This window comes from Streptomyces sp. NPDC046860 (assembly GCF_040645115.1).
Classification (GTDB): Bacteria; Actinomycetota; Actinomycetes; order Streptomycetales; family Streptomycetaceae; genus Streptomyces.
The window spans coordinates 151,135-165,654 of record NZ_JBEYXQ010000005.1 but is presented as its reverse complement, the minus strand read 5'-3'; the positions used below and the strand labels follow the sequence as shown (position 1 = coordinate 165,654).

Below are 14,520 nucleotides of genomic sequence, written 5' to 3'. Positions count from 1 at the left end.
CGACACACTGCGTAACGGTCACTGGGAGAGGGGCGTACATGGGCTGGACGGTCCTCTACATCGCGTTCGGCATCGTCGCGCTGTGGTTGCTGGGCGAGGTGCTGCTGCAGTACAAGGCGCGGCTGCGCTGGCGGCTGCTCGCCTTCACCGGGTTCCTCGGTGTGGTGGTCGGCGTGCTGATGCCGTCGGTCGTCGTCATCGGCCTCGGCGCCATCGCGTTCGCCGTCGGACAGACCTACGTGACGCTGTCGTTCCGCAAGGGCTTCGCGGCCGGCTGGGCCGTCAAGCGCCCCGACGACGAGGACGCGGGCCCCGTCACCAGGCGCCGCCGCGGCCGCGCCGAACGTCAGGACCCGGTCCTCGGCGCCCCCGGCCCGGACGACGACGCGGGCTTCGGCGGCGACCAGCAGGCCACCGCGGCCTACGCCGCCGACGGCTACGACCGTGAAGACGGCTACGACCACGACCACGACGACGTGTTCACCCCCGTGCGTCCCGCCGAGCCCACCGCCGCCGAGACCACGTCCGTCTACGAGCCCCAGCCGATGCCCGACGACACCGGCTCCTACGGCGTCTACGGCGACGGCACCCCCGCCCAGCCCCAGCAGACCGACCAGACCTACGCCTACGACTACTCGGGATACGAGCAGCAGGGCTACGCCCAGACCGGCTACGACACCGGCGCCCAGCAGACCTACGCCGCGTACGCCGACCCCTACGCCGCCGCCCAGGGTTACGAGGGCTACGACAACACCGCCTACGCGCAGCAGGGTTACGCCCAGCAGACCTACGGCCAGGACGCGTACGGGACCGGCCAGGGCGAGACCCCGGCGGGCGGGGTGTGGGTGCCCCAGCAGCGCACCGACGAGACCTACAACGGCGAACTCCCGCCGGAGCAGCAGTACCCCTACCAGGGCCAGACGCAGCAGCAGAACCCCGGCTACGACGAGCAGTACCGCTACTGACGGCGCCCGCCGCTCACGTCGAGCCGCGGAACCCGGGCCCCTCCACGACGAGTCCGGCCACCATCGCCCCGGACATCCCCGCGTGCGCCAGCCCGCCGCCGGGGTGGGACCAGCCGCCGACCCGGTACAGGCCGGGCAGCCGGGTCGAGTTGGCCGGATGCAGGAACGCGCCCCCGCCCGCCGCCAGTGAGGGCGCCGGGACCACGCCGTGACGGGCGCCGGTCTCCGCCGCGTTGTCGCCGGGGGTGCGCACCTCGTGCCAGAGCAGACGCTCGCGCAGCCCGGGTATCGCCGCACCGGCCGCGTCGAGCAGCAGAGCGGTGCCGCGCCGGACCGTCTCCTGGTCCGCCCCGGCGGGGAGCGTGGCCGAGACCACCGCGGACTCGTGCGCGTCGTCCGGCCGCAGCGCCGGGTCGCCGGGGCGCAGCACGGTCACCGTGGGTGCCGGCTGGTGCGCGCCGGCCCGGCCCGCCAGGAACTCCGACTCGGCCTCGGCGTCCGGCGCGTGGACGACCGTGCGGTGCGCGGCGTCCGCCTCCCGGGCGCCGCTCAGCGCCAGCAGCAGGGTGAGCCGCGCGGCGCCCCGCTCCGCCGGACGCACGTCCCCCTCGTCGTCCAGCCGGTGGTCCGTCAGCGTGCCCAGCAGCGCCGGGTCCACGTCGGCCACCACATGGTCGGCCCGCACCACCGTGCCGTCGGCCAGCTTCACGCCCGCCGCGCGGCCCACCTCCACCACGACCGCGGTGACCTCGGCGCCGAAGACGAACTCCACGCGGCGGCTCACACAGCGCTCGAACACCGCCCGGGCCAGCTCCCGGAGCCCGCCGCGCACGTACCAGGTGCCGAAGGCGTGGTCCAGGTAGGGCAGGACGGCCGCGCTCGCCGGGGCGCTCCGCGGGTCCAGGCCGTGGGCGAGGGCGTGCGAGGCCAGCAGGGCCTGGAGGCGCTCGTCGCGCAGCTCCCAGCGGGCGACCTCGGCCAGGGTGCCGGCCCGGCGGGTGCGCAGCAGCCGCTTGTGCGGGACGGCCGGATAGGGCTCACGCTCCGCCAGTACCTGCCAGTTGGGCCACAGCGGCTCCTCCAGCAGCGGGCGCCGGGTGCGGTCCCAGGCTTCCCGGGCCCGCACCAGGAAGTCGCCCCAGCGGTGGCCGACCCCGGCGCCCAGCGCCTCGTCGAGCGCCGAGACGACGCCCGCGCGGGAGGCGTTGGGCACGGCGACGCGGGTGCCGTCGGCGAAGACGTGCCGGGCAGAGGGGTCGACCTGGACCAGCTCGACCAGGTCCTCCAGCGGCTCCTTGCCGGTCTTCAGGAACAGGTCCCGCCACACGGCGGGCAGCGGCAGCAGACCGGGTCCGGTGTCGAAGGCGAACCCGTCCCGTTCGAAGCGGCGCACCGCCCCGCCGTACGTGTCCGTCCGCTCGTACACCGTCACCCGGTGGCCCGCGACGGCCAGCCGGGCGGCCGCCGCCAGCGCGCCCATCCCGGCGCCGATCACCGCAATCCGTGCCATGACCGCGACTTTACCGACCGCCACCGACAGTGACCGCGTCTGGGCCCGGGAGCGGAGGGCTGAGTACCCGTACCTAGCGGCACGGATGAGTAGCCGCGCGGATGGGCCGAGGGCCGTTGGGGCGGGAGAGTGGAGACACGGCCAGGGGGCGCGGCCCGGCACCGCCGGCACGGGGCGGCGGAACGGTGCCCGCCCGCCGGCCGCTCCTTCCGCCGATCCGTCGGCGGAAGCGAGACAGGGGGCCCGTGGCCGGAAGGTCACGGGGGACCACGGTGGAAAACCGTACGGGGAAAACGGGGGATGTACGGGGGAGCACGAGGGCGCCGGACCGGCTGGAACGCGGTCCGGCGCCCTTCGCGCACCGTCTCAGCCCCCGCTGACCCGCCCCTGGAGCAGCCGCGACAGCGCGGAGTGGACGTCGTCCAGCGAGCGCTCCGGCTGGAACGCCTTCCAGTCCAGGGCGGCCACCAGCACCATGCCGACCAGCGCCGCCGCCGTCAGCGGTACGTCGATCTCCGCGCTGAACTCCCCGCTCGCCACGCCCTCGCGCAGCACGCCCTCCACCACGGCCACGGCCTCCTGCCGGACCACCAGCAGGGTCGACTGCCAGGCCCGGTTGGTGCGCCACAGCTCGGCCACGTAGAGCTGGGTGAAGGCCGGGTAGCGGTCGATGAAGACCAGGCCCGCGCGGACCATGGCGTCCAGCGCGTCCACCCGGCCGCCGCCCTCGCGCGCGGTCCGCTCGGCGGCCTCCCGCAGCGAGGCGGTGAGCAGGCCGACGCCGTGCCGCAGCAGCTCCTCGAAGAGCACCGACTTGCTGGCGAAGTTGTAGTAGACGGTGCCCTTGGCCACCCCGGCCCGCTCGGCGATCTCGTCCACCGTGGTGGCGGAGAACCCCTGCTCGGCGATGAGCGTGACGGCCGCCTCGTAGAGCTTCTGCCGGGTGGCCTCGCGGCGCGTGCTGCCGCCGGGCGTGGCGCTGGTGCTTTCCATGGCCCCGATTCTCACAGGTGCGCCGGGCCGCCGGGCCGCCTCCGCCGCCCCGGTGCTCACAGACTCAGCTCCGGGTGCAGCCGCTGGAGCGTCCACACCTGGCGGCGCCGGGCGGCGAGCGCGGTGAGCGCGAGGGCGCCCGCGGTGAAGGCCGCCAGCACCGCGCACGCCTGCCACACCGGGCCGAGCCCGCCGCCGGTGATGAGCCTGCGCAGGGCCGTCACCACGTAACTCATCGGCAGATACGGGTGGATGGCGTTGAAGAAGCCCGGACTGGTCTGCACCGGGTACGTGCCGCCCGCCGAGGTGAGCTGGAGCATCAGCAGCGCCAGGACGAGGATGCGGCCCGCCGCGCCGAAGCGGGCGTTGAGCCACTGCACGATCGCCGTGAAGCAGGCCGTGACCAGGAACAGGAACCCGGTCGTCCCGGCCGCCCTGGCCATCTCCAGCCCGATGCCGAAGTGCAGGACGGACAGCAGCGCCGCGGTCTGCAGCACGCCCACCGCGAGCACCGGCAGCCAGCCCGCCAGCGCGATCCGCCAGGAGGGCGCGCCCGCGGCCAGGGCCCGCCGGTTGAGCGGGGGGATCAGCATGTAGGCGACCATCGCGCCGACCCACAGGGACAGCGGGATGAAGTACGGGGCGAAGCCGGTGCCGTAGTTGGGCGCGCGGTGCGCGTCGGCCGAGGAGAGCCGGACCGGGTCGGCCATCACGCCGGTGCGCCGGTCGCGGGCGCGCTCGTCGTAGTCGGGGATCTTCCCGGCGCCCGCGTGCAGTCCGCCGGCGAGGCGTCCGGAGCCGTCGGTCAGCTTGTACAGGCCGCTGTCCAGGGTCCGGGCGCCCGACTCGGCGGTGCCGATGCCCTGGTGCAGGGTGTCCGCGCCGGACCGGGCGGTGCCGAGGCCGGTGTGCAGCTTCTTCGCGCCGGCCGCCACGGCCTGGGCGCCCGCGTCGAGCTTGTCGATCCGGGCGACGGCGTCGGCGACGTCCCGGTGCAGGCGCGGGGCGCGCTCGGCCAGCGCGTCGGCCCGGGTGCGCAGGGTGGCCAGGTTCTTCCGCATGACCGCGAGGTCACCGCCCTGAGCGGCGACGACCTCGTTCAGGTCGTCGGCCACGACCGCCACGTCGTCCGCGGCCCGCCGCGCCTTCGCCAGGTCGGGACAGGCCGGGTCGGGCACGGGCGGCGTCTCGCACCGGGCCGTGTGCACCCGGTCCAGTACGGCGGCGGAGGCGTGCGCGGTCCTCGCGGCGCCGGGGGCGAGCCGGACCAGGGTGTCGAGGTTGTCCTGCACCGTGCGGGCCGAGTCGGAGACCAGGCGGGCGGTGGCCCCGATCGTCCTGCCGTTCTTCTGCAGGAACGGGCCCGCCTCGGCGTACGCCCCGTCCACCCGGTCCGCCAGGGTCCGGGTGCCGGCCGCGACCTGCCGGGAGCCGTTCTCCAGATCGCCCGCGCCGCTGTCGAGCCCGGTCAGGCCCTTGGCGAGCCGGCCGCTGCCGCTGTCGGCCTCCTTCAGCCCGTCCGCGAGCTTCCGGGCGCCCTTCTCCGCCTTGCCCAGGCCGTCCTTCAGCTTGTCGGCGCCCTGGGCGGCGGTCTCGGTCCTGTCGTGCAGGGTGGAGAAGTCGACGAAGATCCGGTCCAGGAAGGTCCGGGAGGTCTTGGTGGACGCGGCCGAGCGGACCTCGGCGAACACGGTCCGGGATATCTGGCCGACGATGTAGTTGTTCGCGTCGTTGGTGCGCACCCGGAGCGCCCCGGTCTCCGGGGAGTCGCCGGAACTGGACGCGAGGCGGCGGCTGAAGTCGGCCGGGAGGGTCAGCGACAGGTAGTAGGTGCCGTCCTCCACGCCCCGGCGGGCCTCGGCCGCGTCGACCTCGTGCCACTCGAAGGTGCGCCGCTCGCGCAGGCCCTTGACGATGTCGGCACCGGCGTGGATCTTCCGCCCGCCCGCCGTCGCCCCCTGGTCCTCGTCGACCAGGGCCACCGGGACCCGGTCCAGGCGGCCGTAGGGGTCCCAGAACGACCACAGGTACAGGGCGCCGTAGAGCAGCGGCAGCACCATCAGCGCGACCATGGCGGCGCGGGGCAGCCGGCCCCGGCCGAACCGGCGCAACTCAAGCGCGGCCAGCCTCGGTGAGCGCATCGGTCGCCTCCTCTCGGGAAGAGCCGCCCTCGGCGGGGGTGTCCTCGGTGCCGCCGTCCCGGGCGGGTCCGGCCTCGCCCGTGGGGACGGTGACGCAGTCGCCGGGGGAGGTGCGGCAGGCGGCCAGGACCGTCGTCCCGGCACGGGTCAGCGAGCGCAACAGGTCCCACGCCTCGGTGCGTTCGGCCGCGGACAGCTTCAGCTCCACGTCGTCCACCGCCAGCAGCCGGGGCCCGCTGATCAGCGCCAGCGCCACGGACAGCCGCAGCGCCTGGAGCCGTTCGAGATCGCGTACGGCCGTACGGGAGCCCTTCGGCAGCGCGTCCAGGTCGAGACCGGCGGCGCCCAGCGCGGCGTCCGCGCGCAGCCGGGCCTCGTGGGCGCGGTGCGGGCGCGGATGCAGCGCCTCCCGCAGCGAGTCCCCGAACCTGCGCTGCAGCAGGGCGCGTTCCCGCAGGTGCTCGCCCACGGTCAGGGCGGGCTCCAGGTCGGTCACCCCGGCGACGTTGGCCGGCGCGCTGAGCCCGCGCACCGCCCCCATCCGCCGGGGGAGCGGCAGGCCGCCGACGGCCGCCGTGCCCCGGGTCGCCTTCATCCGGCCGGTGAGCGCGAGGAGCAGACACGTGCGGCCGGAGCCGGACGGTCCCGCGAGCGCGATCAGTGACCCCGCCCCGGCCTCGAAACCGATGTCGCGGAAGGCCCACCCCCGTGGTCCCTGAAGCCCGAATCCCTCGGCCGTGACGTCCACGCCGTGCACAAGCCCCGCCCCTTCCCCTGAGCAACCCGCTTTTGAACTGACTGGTCAGTTCAAAAGTATGCCCGAAGCGGCGCGCGCGACAAAGCCCCGGTGCCCCGGCCCCGCGCCCCGATGCCCCCGAATCCGGGCGGAGTTGGACGAAAGCCCAGGTCGGGACGGGTTGTCAGTGGCATACCGCACGATGTGGGCATACGGCACCCGTGCCGTCACGGACGACAGGAGGTTCGGCATGACCAGCTCGTCAACGACCGCCGCCGCGAACGACGTCCACCCCGTGCTCCGCCGGTCCACGGCACCGCCCGCCGCCGTCGCCCTGCTCGGCCGGGCCCACACCGCGCTGGAGGAGGCCACCGCCATGCAGACCCCGAACGAGCGCTACGCCATGGCCCACCTCGCCGCCCTGCGCGCGGCCGCTGCCGTCCTCGCCGTCCGCGGGCGCCCCGAGGCCACCCCGCGCCGCCGGGCCCGCATCCGCCCCGCCTGGGAGGTGCTGCCCGAGCTGGCGCCCGAGCTGACCGAGTGGAGCGCCCTGTTCGCCTCCGGCGCCGCCCGCCGCGCCCGCGCCGAGGCGGGCATCCAGGGGGCGGCGGCCGCCCGCGACGCCGACGACCTGATACGCGACGCGGGCATGTTCCTGCGCCTGGTCGAGCGCATGCTCGCCCTGCGGCCGGTGCTGCCCCGGTCCCGCCCGGACAGCGCCTGACCCGCGCTCCCGTCCATGGAGCGAGACGCGGCCCGTCCCGCCCGGCGGGGGTGACCGGGCGCGGCGGGCGAGGCCATAGGGTGGAGGCGCCTTACGTCTCCACCTGCCGCGCACCTCCCGCGACCGGCCGGGGAGGCCCCCATCGCGCCGCCGGGCAACGGGCGGTGCCGTGCCGAGGAGCAACAGCCGTGCCGGACCCGACGCGCCCCCGCGCCTCTCTCCGTACCGCCGTGGTGTGGGACGTCCTCCAGGACGCCCTGGACCGCCGCGTCAAGGCCACGGGGCGGGACTCGCTGGACGTGCTCGACACCGGCGGCGGCAGCGGCAACTTCGCCGTGCCGGTCGCCCGGCTCGGTCACCACGTCACCGTCGTCGACCCCAGCCCCAACGCTCTCTTCGCCCTGGAGCGCCGGGCCGCCGAGGCCGGCGTCGCCGACCGGGTCCGGGGCGTCCAGGGCGACGCCCACGGCCTCTTCGACGTCGTCGAGCGCGGCGGCTACGACGCGGTGCTGTGCCACGGCGTGCTGGAGTACGTGGACGACCCCGCCGAGGGCATCGGCAACGCGGTCGCCGCGCTGCGCCCCGAGGGCGTGCTCAGCCTGCTCGCGGCGGGCCTCGGCGGCGCCGTGCTGGCCCGCGCCCTCGCCGGGCACTTCACCGAGGCCCGGCAGGCCCTGACCGACCCGGACGGCCGCTGGGGCGCGGGCGACCCCGTGCCGCACCGCTTCACCCCCGCACAGCTCACCGCGCTGGTCGAGGGCGCGGGCCTGCGCGTCGCCGCCGTGCACGGCGTACGCGTCTTCGCCGACCTGGTGCCCGGCGTCCTGGTCGACACCGAGCCCGGCGCGCTGGACGCCCTGCTGCGTCTGGAGGCCGCCGTGGCGGAGCTGCCCGACTTCCACTCCGTGGCCACCCAGGTCCATGTGCTCGGTGAGACCCGGGTGACCGAAGCGCCCGCGAAGGGCGCCCGGGACTGAACGGGCCCCGCGGGGCACGCCGCTGATCAGGGGCGCGAGGGCAGATGGAGTACGCCACAAGCCCCCCGATCGAGGGGTTTGCGCCGTATGATCGAGGTACACCGACCGGCATGACGGGTCGGCCGCCGGGGAATGACAGCCTCAGCGAGCCGGGACGCCCTGACGGACCGGCCGGCCAGAAGGCGCAGAGGGGCGGGTTTCACGGGGGCGATTCCCTGCCTATCCTGAAAGGACCCCCCAGAGTCGCCCCGGCGACTGCACGATGAGGAGGACTCCGTGCCGCTCTCGGAGCACGAGCAGCGCATGCTCGAGCAGATGGAGCGAGCGCTGTACGCCGAAGATCCCAAGTTCGCGTCGGCGCTTGAGGGAAACGGGCTGCGGACGTACACCCGGCGCCGGGTCTACCAGGCGGTCGCGGGCTTCCTCGTCGGTATCGCGCTCCTCATGGCGGGTATGGTCGCCCAGCTCATCTGGATCAGTGTCGTCGGTTTCCTCGTGATGCTCGGCTGTGCCGTGCTCGCCGTCACCGGATGGCGCAAGGCCCCCAAGCCGGGCGAACAGCCCAAGGGCCACACCAGGCGCCGCCCCGTCCGGCGGAAACGTACCGTCATGGAACGCATCGAGGACCGCTGGCAGCGCCGCCGGGACGAACAGGGCCACTGAGCGCTCAGCGCGGCCCGGTCCCCGGGCTCCCCGACGCTTCACGCACGAGGGGGTGACCACCCGCTGTGGTGGTCACCCCCTCGGCGATGTCCGGCCCCGCTGCCGGCCCGATGCCGCCCCCCGCCGCTACGCCTCGCCGCGTACCGGCCGCAGCGCGGCCACCCTGGTCCGCAGCGCCGCCCAGCGGCCCCGGACCGACCACACCAGCCGTCGCGCCGAGCGCGGCGCGAACAGCGCCCGCAGCCGGGTGCCCCGCCCGGCCGGGGCCGCGAGGCCGGCGATCACCCGGCGCACCTCCTCGGCGACCCCCGGCGCGGACCGCGGCTCGGGCGCGTACAGGACCTGCTCCAGCGCGGCCGCCACCCGGTGCACCGAGGCCGCCGCCTCACCGTCCAGCCCGCCCAGCCGGACGATCCGGGCCGCCGAGCGGCGCGGGGTCAGCGAGTCGTCCGGTGGCACCCCGAAGTCCCAGGCGCTGTCGGTCAGCTCCCGCCAGGCCGCCAGGGTCCCGTCCCCGGGGGCGGCCGCGCGCCCGTCCAGCCGGCGCGCCCGCACCCGCGTCCGCCACAGCATCGGCGACAACGGAAGCACCACCAGCACCAGCGCGCCGAGCACGACCAGCGCGGCCCACAGCCCGCCCGACGGGCCCCCGCCCCCGCCCGGCGCCGCGACGGCGGCCGACGGATCGGCGCACGCGCCCGACCGGGGCGGTGTCGCGCACCGCTCCTGCTGCGTCGCCGCCGACGAAGGCTCCCTGGACGCCCCACGCGAGGGCAGTTCGCGGTCGGGCCGCGCGCTGCTCGGCGCGTCCGGCTCGGTGTACTCGGGCGTCGTGCCCCGCGTCGGCGTCGGCTCGAAGCGGGTCCAGCCCACGCCCTGGAAATACAGCTCCGGCCAGGCGTGCGCGTCCTTCAGACTCACCGACACCGAACCGTCGCCCTGCGGGGTGCCCGGCGCGAAGCCCACTGCCACCCGGGCCGGAATGCCCAGGGTGCGGGCCATCGCCGCCATGGCGAAGGAGAAGTGGACGCAGAACCCCTCCTTGCGGTCGAGGAAGGTCGCGATCGCGTTCGCGCCCCGGCCCACCCGCACCTCGGTGTCGTAGCGGAAGCCGCCGTCCACCGAGAACCAGTCCTGGAGCCGCACCGCCTCCTCGTAGTGGTTGCGGGCGCCCGAGGTCACCTCCTCGGCGGTCCGCGCCACCACGTCCGGCAGCCGGGCCGGCACCCGCGTGTACTCCCTCTCCAGCGCGGCCGGCGGCTTGGGCGCCTCGGCGAGCTGCTTCGCGGTCGGCCGCAGATCCAGGCTCGTCACCTGGTACGTCTTGCCACGCGTGGTCTGGCCGTGGTCGCCGACCAGCGTCATGCCGACCGGCTCGTACCGCCAGTTGCCGTCGATCCTGACGCCGCTCGGCGGATAGGGCATCGGCAGCCAGTCCTGGGCGTACCAGTCCGCCGCCGTGATCACCGTGCGCAGCGTGGAGCGCTTCACGTCGGGGCTCAGCCCCACCGGTTCCGGGAAGACGCCCGGTACCGCGCCGATGTGCCGCTGGGACGGCTTCCAGTCGGTGCCGTCGAAGTCGTCCAGGGACACTATCCGCACGTACATGTCCGGCACCTCGCCGCTGCTCGGCCGCAGCGACAGCACCTGGCGGTCGTCGTCCACGTTCAGGCTGTCCCGCAGCGACACCAGCGGGTTCACGGCCGAGATCGTGCCGCCGCGCCCGTTGCCCGCGCCCACGCCGGAGCCGGCCTCGCCCAGCAGGCCGCCGTGCAGCGTCGGCAGGGCCAGCGGCACCGCCAGGGCCACGCCCAGCGCGAGCGCGCCGATCCGGCGGCCGGTGCGCGCCGGGGCCGTCACCCCGGCCGGGGCGCCCGGGCGCGGGGTGCCCCCGAACACCCGGCCCCACTGCGCGAGCCGCTCCCGGCCCTCCGCGAGCAGCAGCATCAGATATCCGGCCGCCGCCAGCAGGAACCACAGCCAGTCCGCGCCGCCGTCCGACAGCCCGGCCGCCACCGAGTACAGCGCCAGCAGCGGCAGCCCCGCCGGGGCCGCCCGCCGGAAGGTCACCGCCAGGGTGTCCACCAGGAGATGCACCAGCAGCACCCCGCCGACCAGCAGCAGTCTGATGCCGTCCGTGAGCGGCGCCGGGATCGCGTAGTGGTTCACGTCGTCCGAGCCCTGCCCGAGCAGCGCCCCGAACCGCCGGAACGCGTCCGGCCCCGGTACCAGACCGCCCAGCGCCGCACCCCGCGCGAAGACCAGCGTCAGCAGCACCAGCGTCACCAGCACCTGCGCGAGCAGCGTCAGCGACCTGGCCAGCGGAATCCGCCGGGCCGCGATGCCCGCCCCCGCCTGCGCGGCCACCAGAAGCGCCGCGAGCAGCAGCCAGGTGGGTCCGTCGACCAGCGGCAGCAGTGCGCAGGACGCCATCAGGGTCGCCGCCGCCGCGCTCAGCGCCAGCCGTGCCCGCCCGCTCATCCCCGTGCCCTCCCGCTCAGCGTGGCCGCACCCGGCCGCTCCCGGTCCGCCTGCCGCCACAGCTCCTCCAGCGAGGCCCCGCGCGGCACCCCCAGCGCCGTCCAGCCGCCCTCGCGCAGCACCCGCAACTGCTGGGACAGCGGTCCGTCCGGCTCCGCCTCGACGGATTCGGACTCATCCGTCCAGCCCTCAGGGTCGAGCACGAGGGCGACCGCGCCGCCCCGACGGCGCATCCGCGCCACCGAGGCCGCCTGGCCGCCGTCGAGATCACCGAGGAAGGCGACCAGCAGCCCGTCGTGCCCGCCGCGCAGCACGTCGTACGCGCCCGCCAGATCGGTGGCGTCGGAGTGGTCGATCACCGCGAGGGTGTCCATCATCAGCGCGGCGGCCGCCGCCTGTTCGTGCCCCGAACCGCCCTCGCCGCTCACCGTGACACCGGAATCCGTCAGCAGCCGCACCGAGAAGCCCCGCTCCAGCAGATGCGCCACCACCGAGGCGGCCCCCGACACCGCCCACTCGAACGCGGACCCGGGGCCCGAGCCCTCGTAGGCGATCGCGCGGGTGTCCAGCAGCACGGTGCAGCGCGAGCGCCGGGGCTGCTCCTCGCGGCGCACCATCAGCTCGCCGTGCCGGGCTGTCGAGCGCCAGTGCACCCGGCGCAGATCGTCGCCGTGGCGGTAGCCGCGCGGGATCACGTCGTCCTCGCCGGCCAGAGCGGGCGCGCGCCGCCGTCCGTCACCGTGCCCGAGCGCCTCGCCGCCGAAGCGGACCGGCGGCAGCGGCTCCACGCGCGGCAGCACCGTCAGCGTGTCGGACGCGGAGAAGGACCGGGTCAGCTCGCACATCCCGAACGGGTCGCTCAGCCGCACCTGGAGCGGACCGAGCCGGTACCTGCCGCGCAGGTCCGAGCGCACCCGGTAGGACACCTCGCGGTGGCCGCCCGGCTCCACCCGGTCCAGCACGAAACGCGGCCGGGGCCCGAGCACGTAAGGCACCCGGTCCTGGAGCATCAGCAGGCCGGTGGGCAGCCGGGAGACGTTGTCCACCCGCAGCCGCACCCGCGCCTCCCCGGCCGCGGGCACCCGCGTGGGCGTCAGGCCGCGGCCGGCCGTCACCCGGTGGCGGGTGCGGTGCAGGACCAGCGCGCAGATCAGCGGCAGCACCGCCAGCAGCAGGCCCACCCGCAGCAGGTCGTCCTGGCCCAGGACGTAGGCGCAGATCGCGGCCGCGATCCCGGCGGCCAGGAAGGAGCGCCCGCGGGTGGTCAGCCCCGACAGCGTCGCGCGCACCCCGCCCCGCCCCCCGGCGGACATCACAGACCCCGGGGAGGCCGCGGGGGATACGCAGCCGGGACGCCCAGGCCGCCGTCGTACCCGCTCTGTCTTCCGGTGGTGGGCACGGCGGTGTGCTGGATGATCTCCCGCACCACGTCGTCGGCCGTCCGGCCGTTCAGACCGGCCTCCGAGGTGGGCAGCAGACGGTGGGCGAGGACGGCGGGGGCCAGCGTCTGCACGTCGTCCGGCAGCGCGTACTCCCGGCCCTCCAGGGCCGCGGACGCCTTCGCCGCGCGCAGCAGATGCAGCGTCGCGCGCGGGGAGGCGCCGAGTCTGAGGTCGGGGTGGACCCGGGTGGCGGCGACCAGCTCCACCGCGTACCGCCGCACGGCCTCCGAGACGTGCACCGCGCGCACCGCGTCGATCAGCTTCACGATCTCGTGCGCGTGCGCCGCCGGCTCCAGGTCCTCCAGCGGGGAGGCCCCGCCGTGCACGTCCAGCATCCGCAGCTCGGCCTCGACACTGGGATAGCCCACGGACACCCGGGCCATGAAGCGGTCGCGCTGTGCCTCGGGCAGCGGGTAGGTGCCCTCCATCTCGACCGGGTTCTGCGTCGCCACCACCATGAAGGGGCTGGGCAGTTCGTAACTGTGGCCGTCGATGGTGACCTGCCGCTCCTCCATGGACTCCAGCAGCGCCGACTGGGTCTTGGGGGAGGCGCGGTTGATCTCGTCGCCGATCACGATCTGCGCGAAGATCGCACCCGGCTTGAACTCGAAGTCCCGGCGCCGCTGGTCCCAGATGGAGACGCCGGTGATGTCCGAGGGCAGCAGGTCGGGGGTGAACTGGATACGCCGCACCGAGCAGTCGATGGACCTGGCGAGCGCCTTGGCCAGCATCGTCTTGCCCACGCCGGGGACGTCCTCGATCAGCAGGTGCCCCTCGGCGAGCAGCACCGTCAGTGCGAGCCGTACGACCTCGGGCTTGCCCTCGATCACGTCCTCAACCGAAGCGCGGACGCGCTCCGCGGTGGCGGTCAGCTCCCGCCCCGCCCCCGACTCCGTTCGAGCGGGGACGCCCCCCTGGCTCGCCCGATCGTCATAGGTCGTCACCCGGCCCTCCTCGGCCCGTCATCACCCAGGGCCTGTGCACGCGAGCGCGACCGGCCCACCCCGGAAGTGGGACGCCGCGCGGAGAAGTCCGCGCGCCGTCACACCCCGCATTCTTGCCGCCGTTACGGATTCGTGTCACCGCCTGTGGACAACTGCCCCCGGGATGCCGGGCCCGCGGCCAGGATCAGGCCGACGTGCCGGCGCCGCTCCCGGCCGGGTCGATCTCGCGCAGCAGGCCGGTGCGTACGTCGAAGACGAAACCGCGCACGTCATCGGTGTGCAGCAGGAACGGTGAGGTCCGCACCCGCTGCATCGACTGCCGCACGTCCTGGTCCACGTCCCGGAACGCCTCCACCGCCCACGCCGGCCGCTGGCCGACCTCCATCTCCAGCTCGTGCCGGAACTCCTCGGTGAGCGACTCCAGGCCGCAACCGGTGTGATGGATGAGGACCACGCTGCGGGTGCCCAGCGCCCGCTGACTGATGGTCAGGGAGCGGATCACGTCGTCGGTGACCACGCCGCCCGCGTTGCGGATGGTGTGACAGTCACCCAGCTCCAGGCCGAGCGCGGCGTGCAGGTCGAGGCGGGCGTCCATGCAGGCGACGACGGCCACCCCCAGCACCGGACGCGCGTCCATGCCGGGGTCGGTGAACTCGTTCGCATACGTCTCGTTGGCGCCGACCAGGCGGTCCGTCACGCTGCCGCCGCCCGTTATGGCGCCGTCGGACCCGGTGGGAACTGCTGCGGAAGTCGTCATGGTCCCGACGTTACTGGTCACCGGTGTTCCCGGCCTGCTGTGGACGGCCACAAAGAACGACGTCACGGCTTGTTGTGAGGTAACCCACACGGGGTGCGGATCACCGCCGGACGGGTGAATCCCGGCGAATCGAGGTCCCGTCCGACAAGCCGTACGCGACGCGCAGGCCGGTTGATTGACCGCGACA

The 14,520-nt window shown here is 75.0% G+C and carries 12 protein-coding genes; 4 read left to right on the top strand and 8 right to left on the bottom strand.

Going from position 1 to position 14,520, the window contains the following annotated elements; all coding sequences use genetic code 11:
• Positions 1 to 38 precede the first annotated feature (38 nt).
• Complete coding sequence (locus ABZ898_RS09945) at positions 39 to 965, top strand: hypothetical protein (protein ID WP_361655089.1); 927 nt, start codon at positions 39 to 41, stop codon at positions 963 to 965.
• 13 nt (positions 966 to 978) lie between these two features.
• Here ABZ898_RS09945 and ABZ898_RS09940 read toward each other — a convergent pair whose 3' ends face one another.
• From ABZ898_RS09940 to ABZ898_RS09925, 4 genes are all read right to left on the bottom strand, one after another.
• A complete protein-coding gene (locus ABZ898_RS09940) occupies positions 979 to 2,475 on the bottom strand; it encodes an NAD(P)/FAD-dependent oxidoreductase (protein WP_361655087.1) in 1,497 nt (498 codons plus the stop codon).
• A 366-nt stretch (positions 2,476 to 2,841) separates the two neighbouring features.
• Positions 2,842 to 3,468 (bottom strand): TetR/AcrR family transcriptional regulator, encoded by a 627-nt coding sequence (locus tag ABZ898_RS09935; protein WP_361655084.1) that lies wholly within the window; start codon positions 3,466 to 3,468, stop codon positions 2,842 to 2,844.
• Between the two features lie 56 nt (positions 3,469 to 3,524).
• Positions 3,525 to 5,609: a YhgE/Pip domain-containing protein gene (locus ABZ898_RS09930; protein ID WP_361655082.1), complete on the bottom strand. Its 2,085-nt coding sequence runs from the start codon at positions 5,607 to 5,609 to the stop codon at positions 3,525 to 3,527.
• Positions 5,581 to 6,366: an ATP-binding cassette domain-containing protein gene (locus ABZ898_RS09925; RefSeq protein ID WP_361655079.1), complete on the bottom strand. Its 786-nt coding sequence runs from the start codon at positions 6,364 to 6,366 to the stop codon at positions 5,581 to 5,583. The genes ABZ898_RS09930 and ABZ898_RS09925 overlap by 29 nt, the downstream gene beginning before the upstream one ends.
• 229 nt (positions 6,367 to 6,595) lie before the next feature.
• Between ABZ898_RS09925 and ABZ898_RS09920 the strand changes: the two genes are divergently transcribed.
• The 3 genes from ABZ898_RS09920 (at position 6,596) to ABZ898_RS09910 (ending at position 8,709) form a co-directional block, all read left to right on the top strand.
• Positions 6,596 to 7,069, top strand: a complete 474-nt coding sequence (locus ABZ898_RS09920; protein ID WP_361655076.1) for an SAV_6107 family HEPN domain-containing protein — start codon at positions 6,596 to 6,598, stop codon at positions 7,067 to 7,069.
• 188 nt (positions 7,070 to 7,257) lie between these two features.
• Positions 7,258 to 8,046 carry a methyltransferase gene (locus ABZ898_RS09915; protein WP_361655073.1) on the top strand — a complete coding sequence of 263 codons (789 nt, stop codon included), beginning with the start codon at positions 7,258 to 7,260 and terminating at the stop codon, positions 8,044 to 8,046.
• A gap of 276 nt (positions 8,047 to 8,322) precedes the next feature.
• Positions 8,323 to 8,709 (top strand): DUF3040 domain-containing protein, encoded by a 387-nt coding sequence (locus ABZ898_RS09910; RefSeq protein ID WP_361655070.1) that lies wholly within the window; start codon positions 8,323 to 8,325, stop codon positions 8,707 to 8,709.
• A gap of 126 nt (positions 8,710 to 8,835) precedes the next feature.
• Here ABZ898_RS09910 and ABZ898_RS09905 read toward each other — a convergent pair whose 3' ends face one another.
• The 4 genes from ABZ898_RS09905 to ABZ898_RS09890 all read right to left on the bottom strand — a co-directional run bounded on the left by ABZ898_RS09905 (position 8,836) and on the right by ABZ898_RS09890 (position 14,333).
• Positions 8,836 to 11,190 carry a DUF3488 and transglutaminase-like domain-containing protein gene (locus tag ABZ898_RS09905; RefSeq protein ID WP_361655067.1) on the bottom strand — a complete coding sequence of 785 codons (2,355 nt, stop codon included), beginning with the start codon at positions 11,188 to 11,190 and terminating at the stop codon, positions 8,836 to 8,838.
• Positions 11,187 to 12,503: a DUF58 domain-containing protein gene (locus ABZ898_RS09900; RefSeq protein WP_361655064.1), complete on the bottom strand. Its 1,317-nt coding sequence runs from the start codon at positions 12,501 to 12,503 to the stop codon at positions 11,187 to 11,189. Before ABZ898_RS09900 ends, ABZ898_RS09905 begins: the two co-directional genes overlap by 4 nt.
• A complete protein-coding gene (locus ABZ898_RS09895; RefSeq protein ID WP_361655057.1) occupies positions 12,503 to 13,576 on the bottom strand; it encodes a MoxR family ATPase in 1,074 nt (357 codons plus the stop codon). The genes ABZ898_RS09900 and ABZ898_RS09895 overlap by 1 nt, the downstream gene beginning before the upstream one ends.
• Positions 13,577 to 13,760: 184 nt before the next feature.
• Complete coding sequence (locus tag ABZ898_RS09890) at positions 13,761 to 14,333, bottom strand: carbonic anhydrase (RefSeq protein ID WP_361655054.1); 573 nt, start codon at positions 14,331 to 14,333, stop codon at positions 13,761 to 13,763.
• Positions 14,334 to 14,520 lie beyond the last annotated feature (187 nt).

Coding starts and splice junctions, on each gene's coding strand:
- ABZ898_RS09945 (WP_361655089.1), top strand. CDS start 39: ATGGGCTGGACGGTCCTCTACATCGCGTTCGGCATCGTCGCGCTGTGG.
- ABZ898_RS09940 (WP_361655087.1), bottom strand. CDS start 2,475: ATGGCACGGATTGCGGTGATCGGCGCCGGGATGGGCGCGCTGGCGGCG.
- ABZ898_RS09935 (WP_361655084.1), bottom strand. CDS start 3,468: ATGGAAAGCACCAGCGCCACGCCCGGCGGCAGCACGCGCCGCGAGGCC.
- ABZ898_RS09930 (WP_361655082.1), bottom strand. CDS start 5,609: ATGCGCTCACCGAGGCTGGCCGCGCTTGAGTTGCGCCGGTTCGGCCGG.
- ABZ898_RS09920 (WP_361655076.1), top strand. CDS start 6,596: ATGACCAGCTCGTCAACGACCGCCGCCGCGAACGACGTCCACCCCGTG.
- ABZ898_RS09905 (WP_361655067.1), bottom strand. CDS start 11,190: ATGAGCGGGCGGGCACGGCTGGCGCTGAGCGCGGCGGCGGCGACCCTG.
- ABZ898_RS09900 (WP_361655064.1), bottom strand. CDS start 12,503: ATGTCCGCCGGGGGGCGGGGCGGGGTGCGCGCGACGCTGTCGGGGCTG.
- ABZ898_RS09890 (WP_361655054.1), bottom strand. CDS start 14,333: ATGACGACTTCCGCAGCAGTTCCCACCGGGTCCGACGGCGCCATAACG.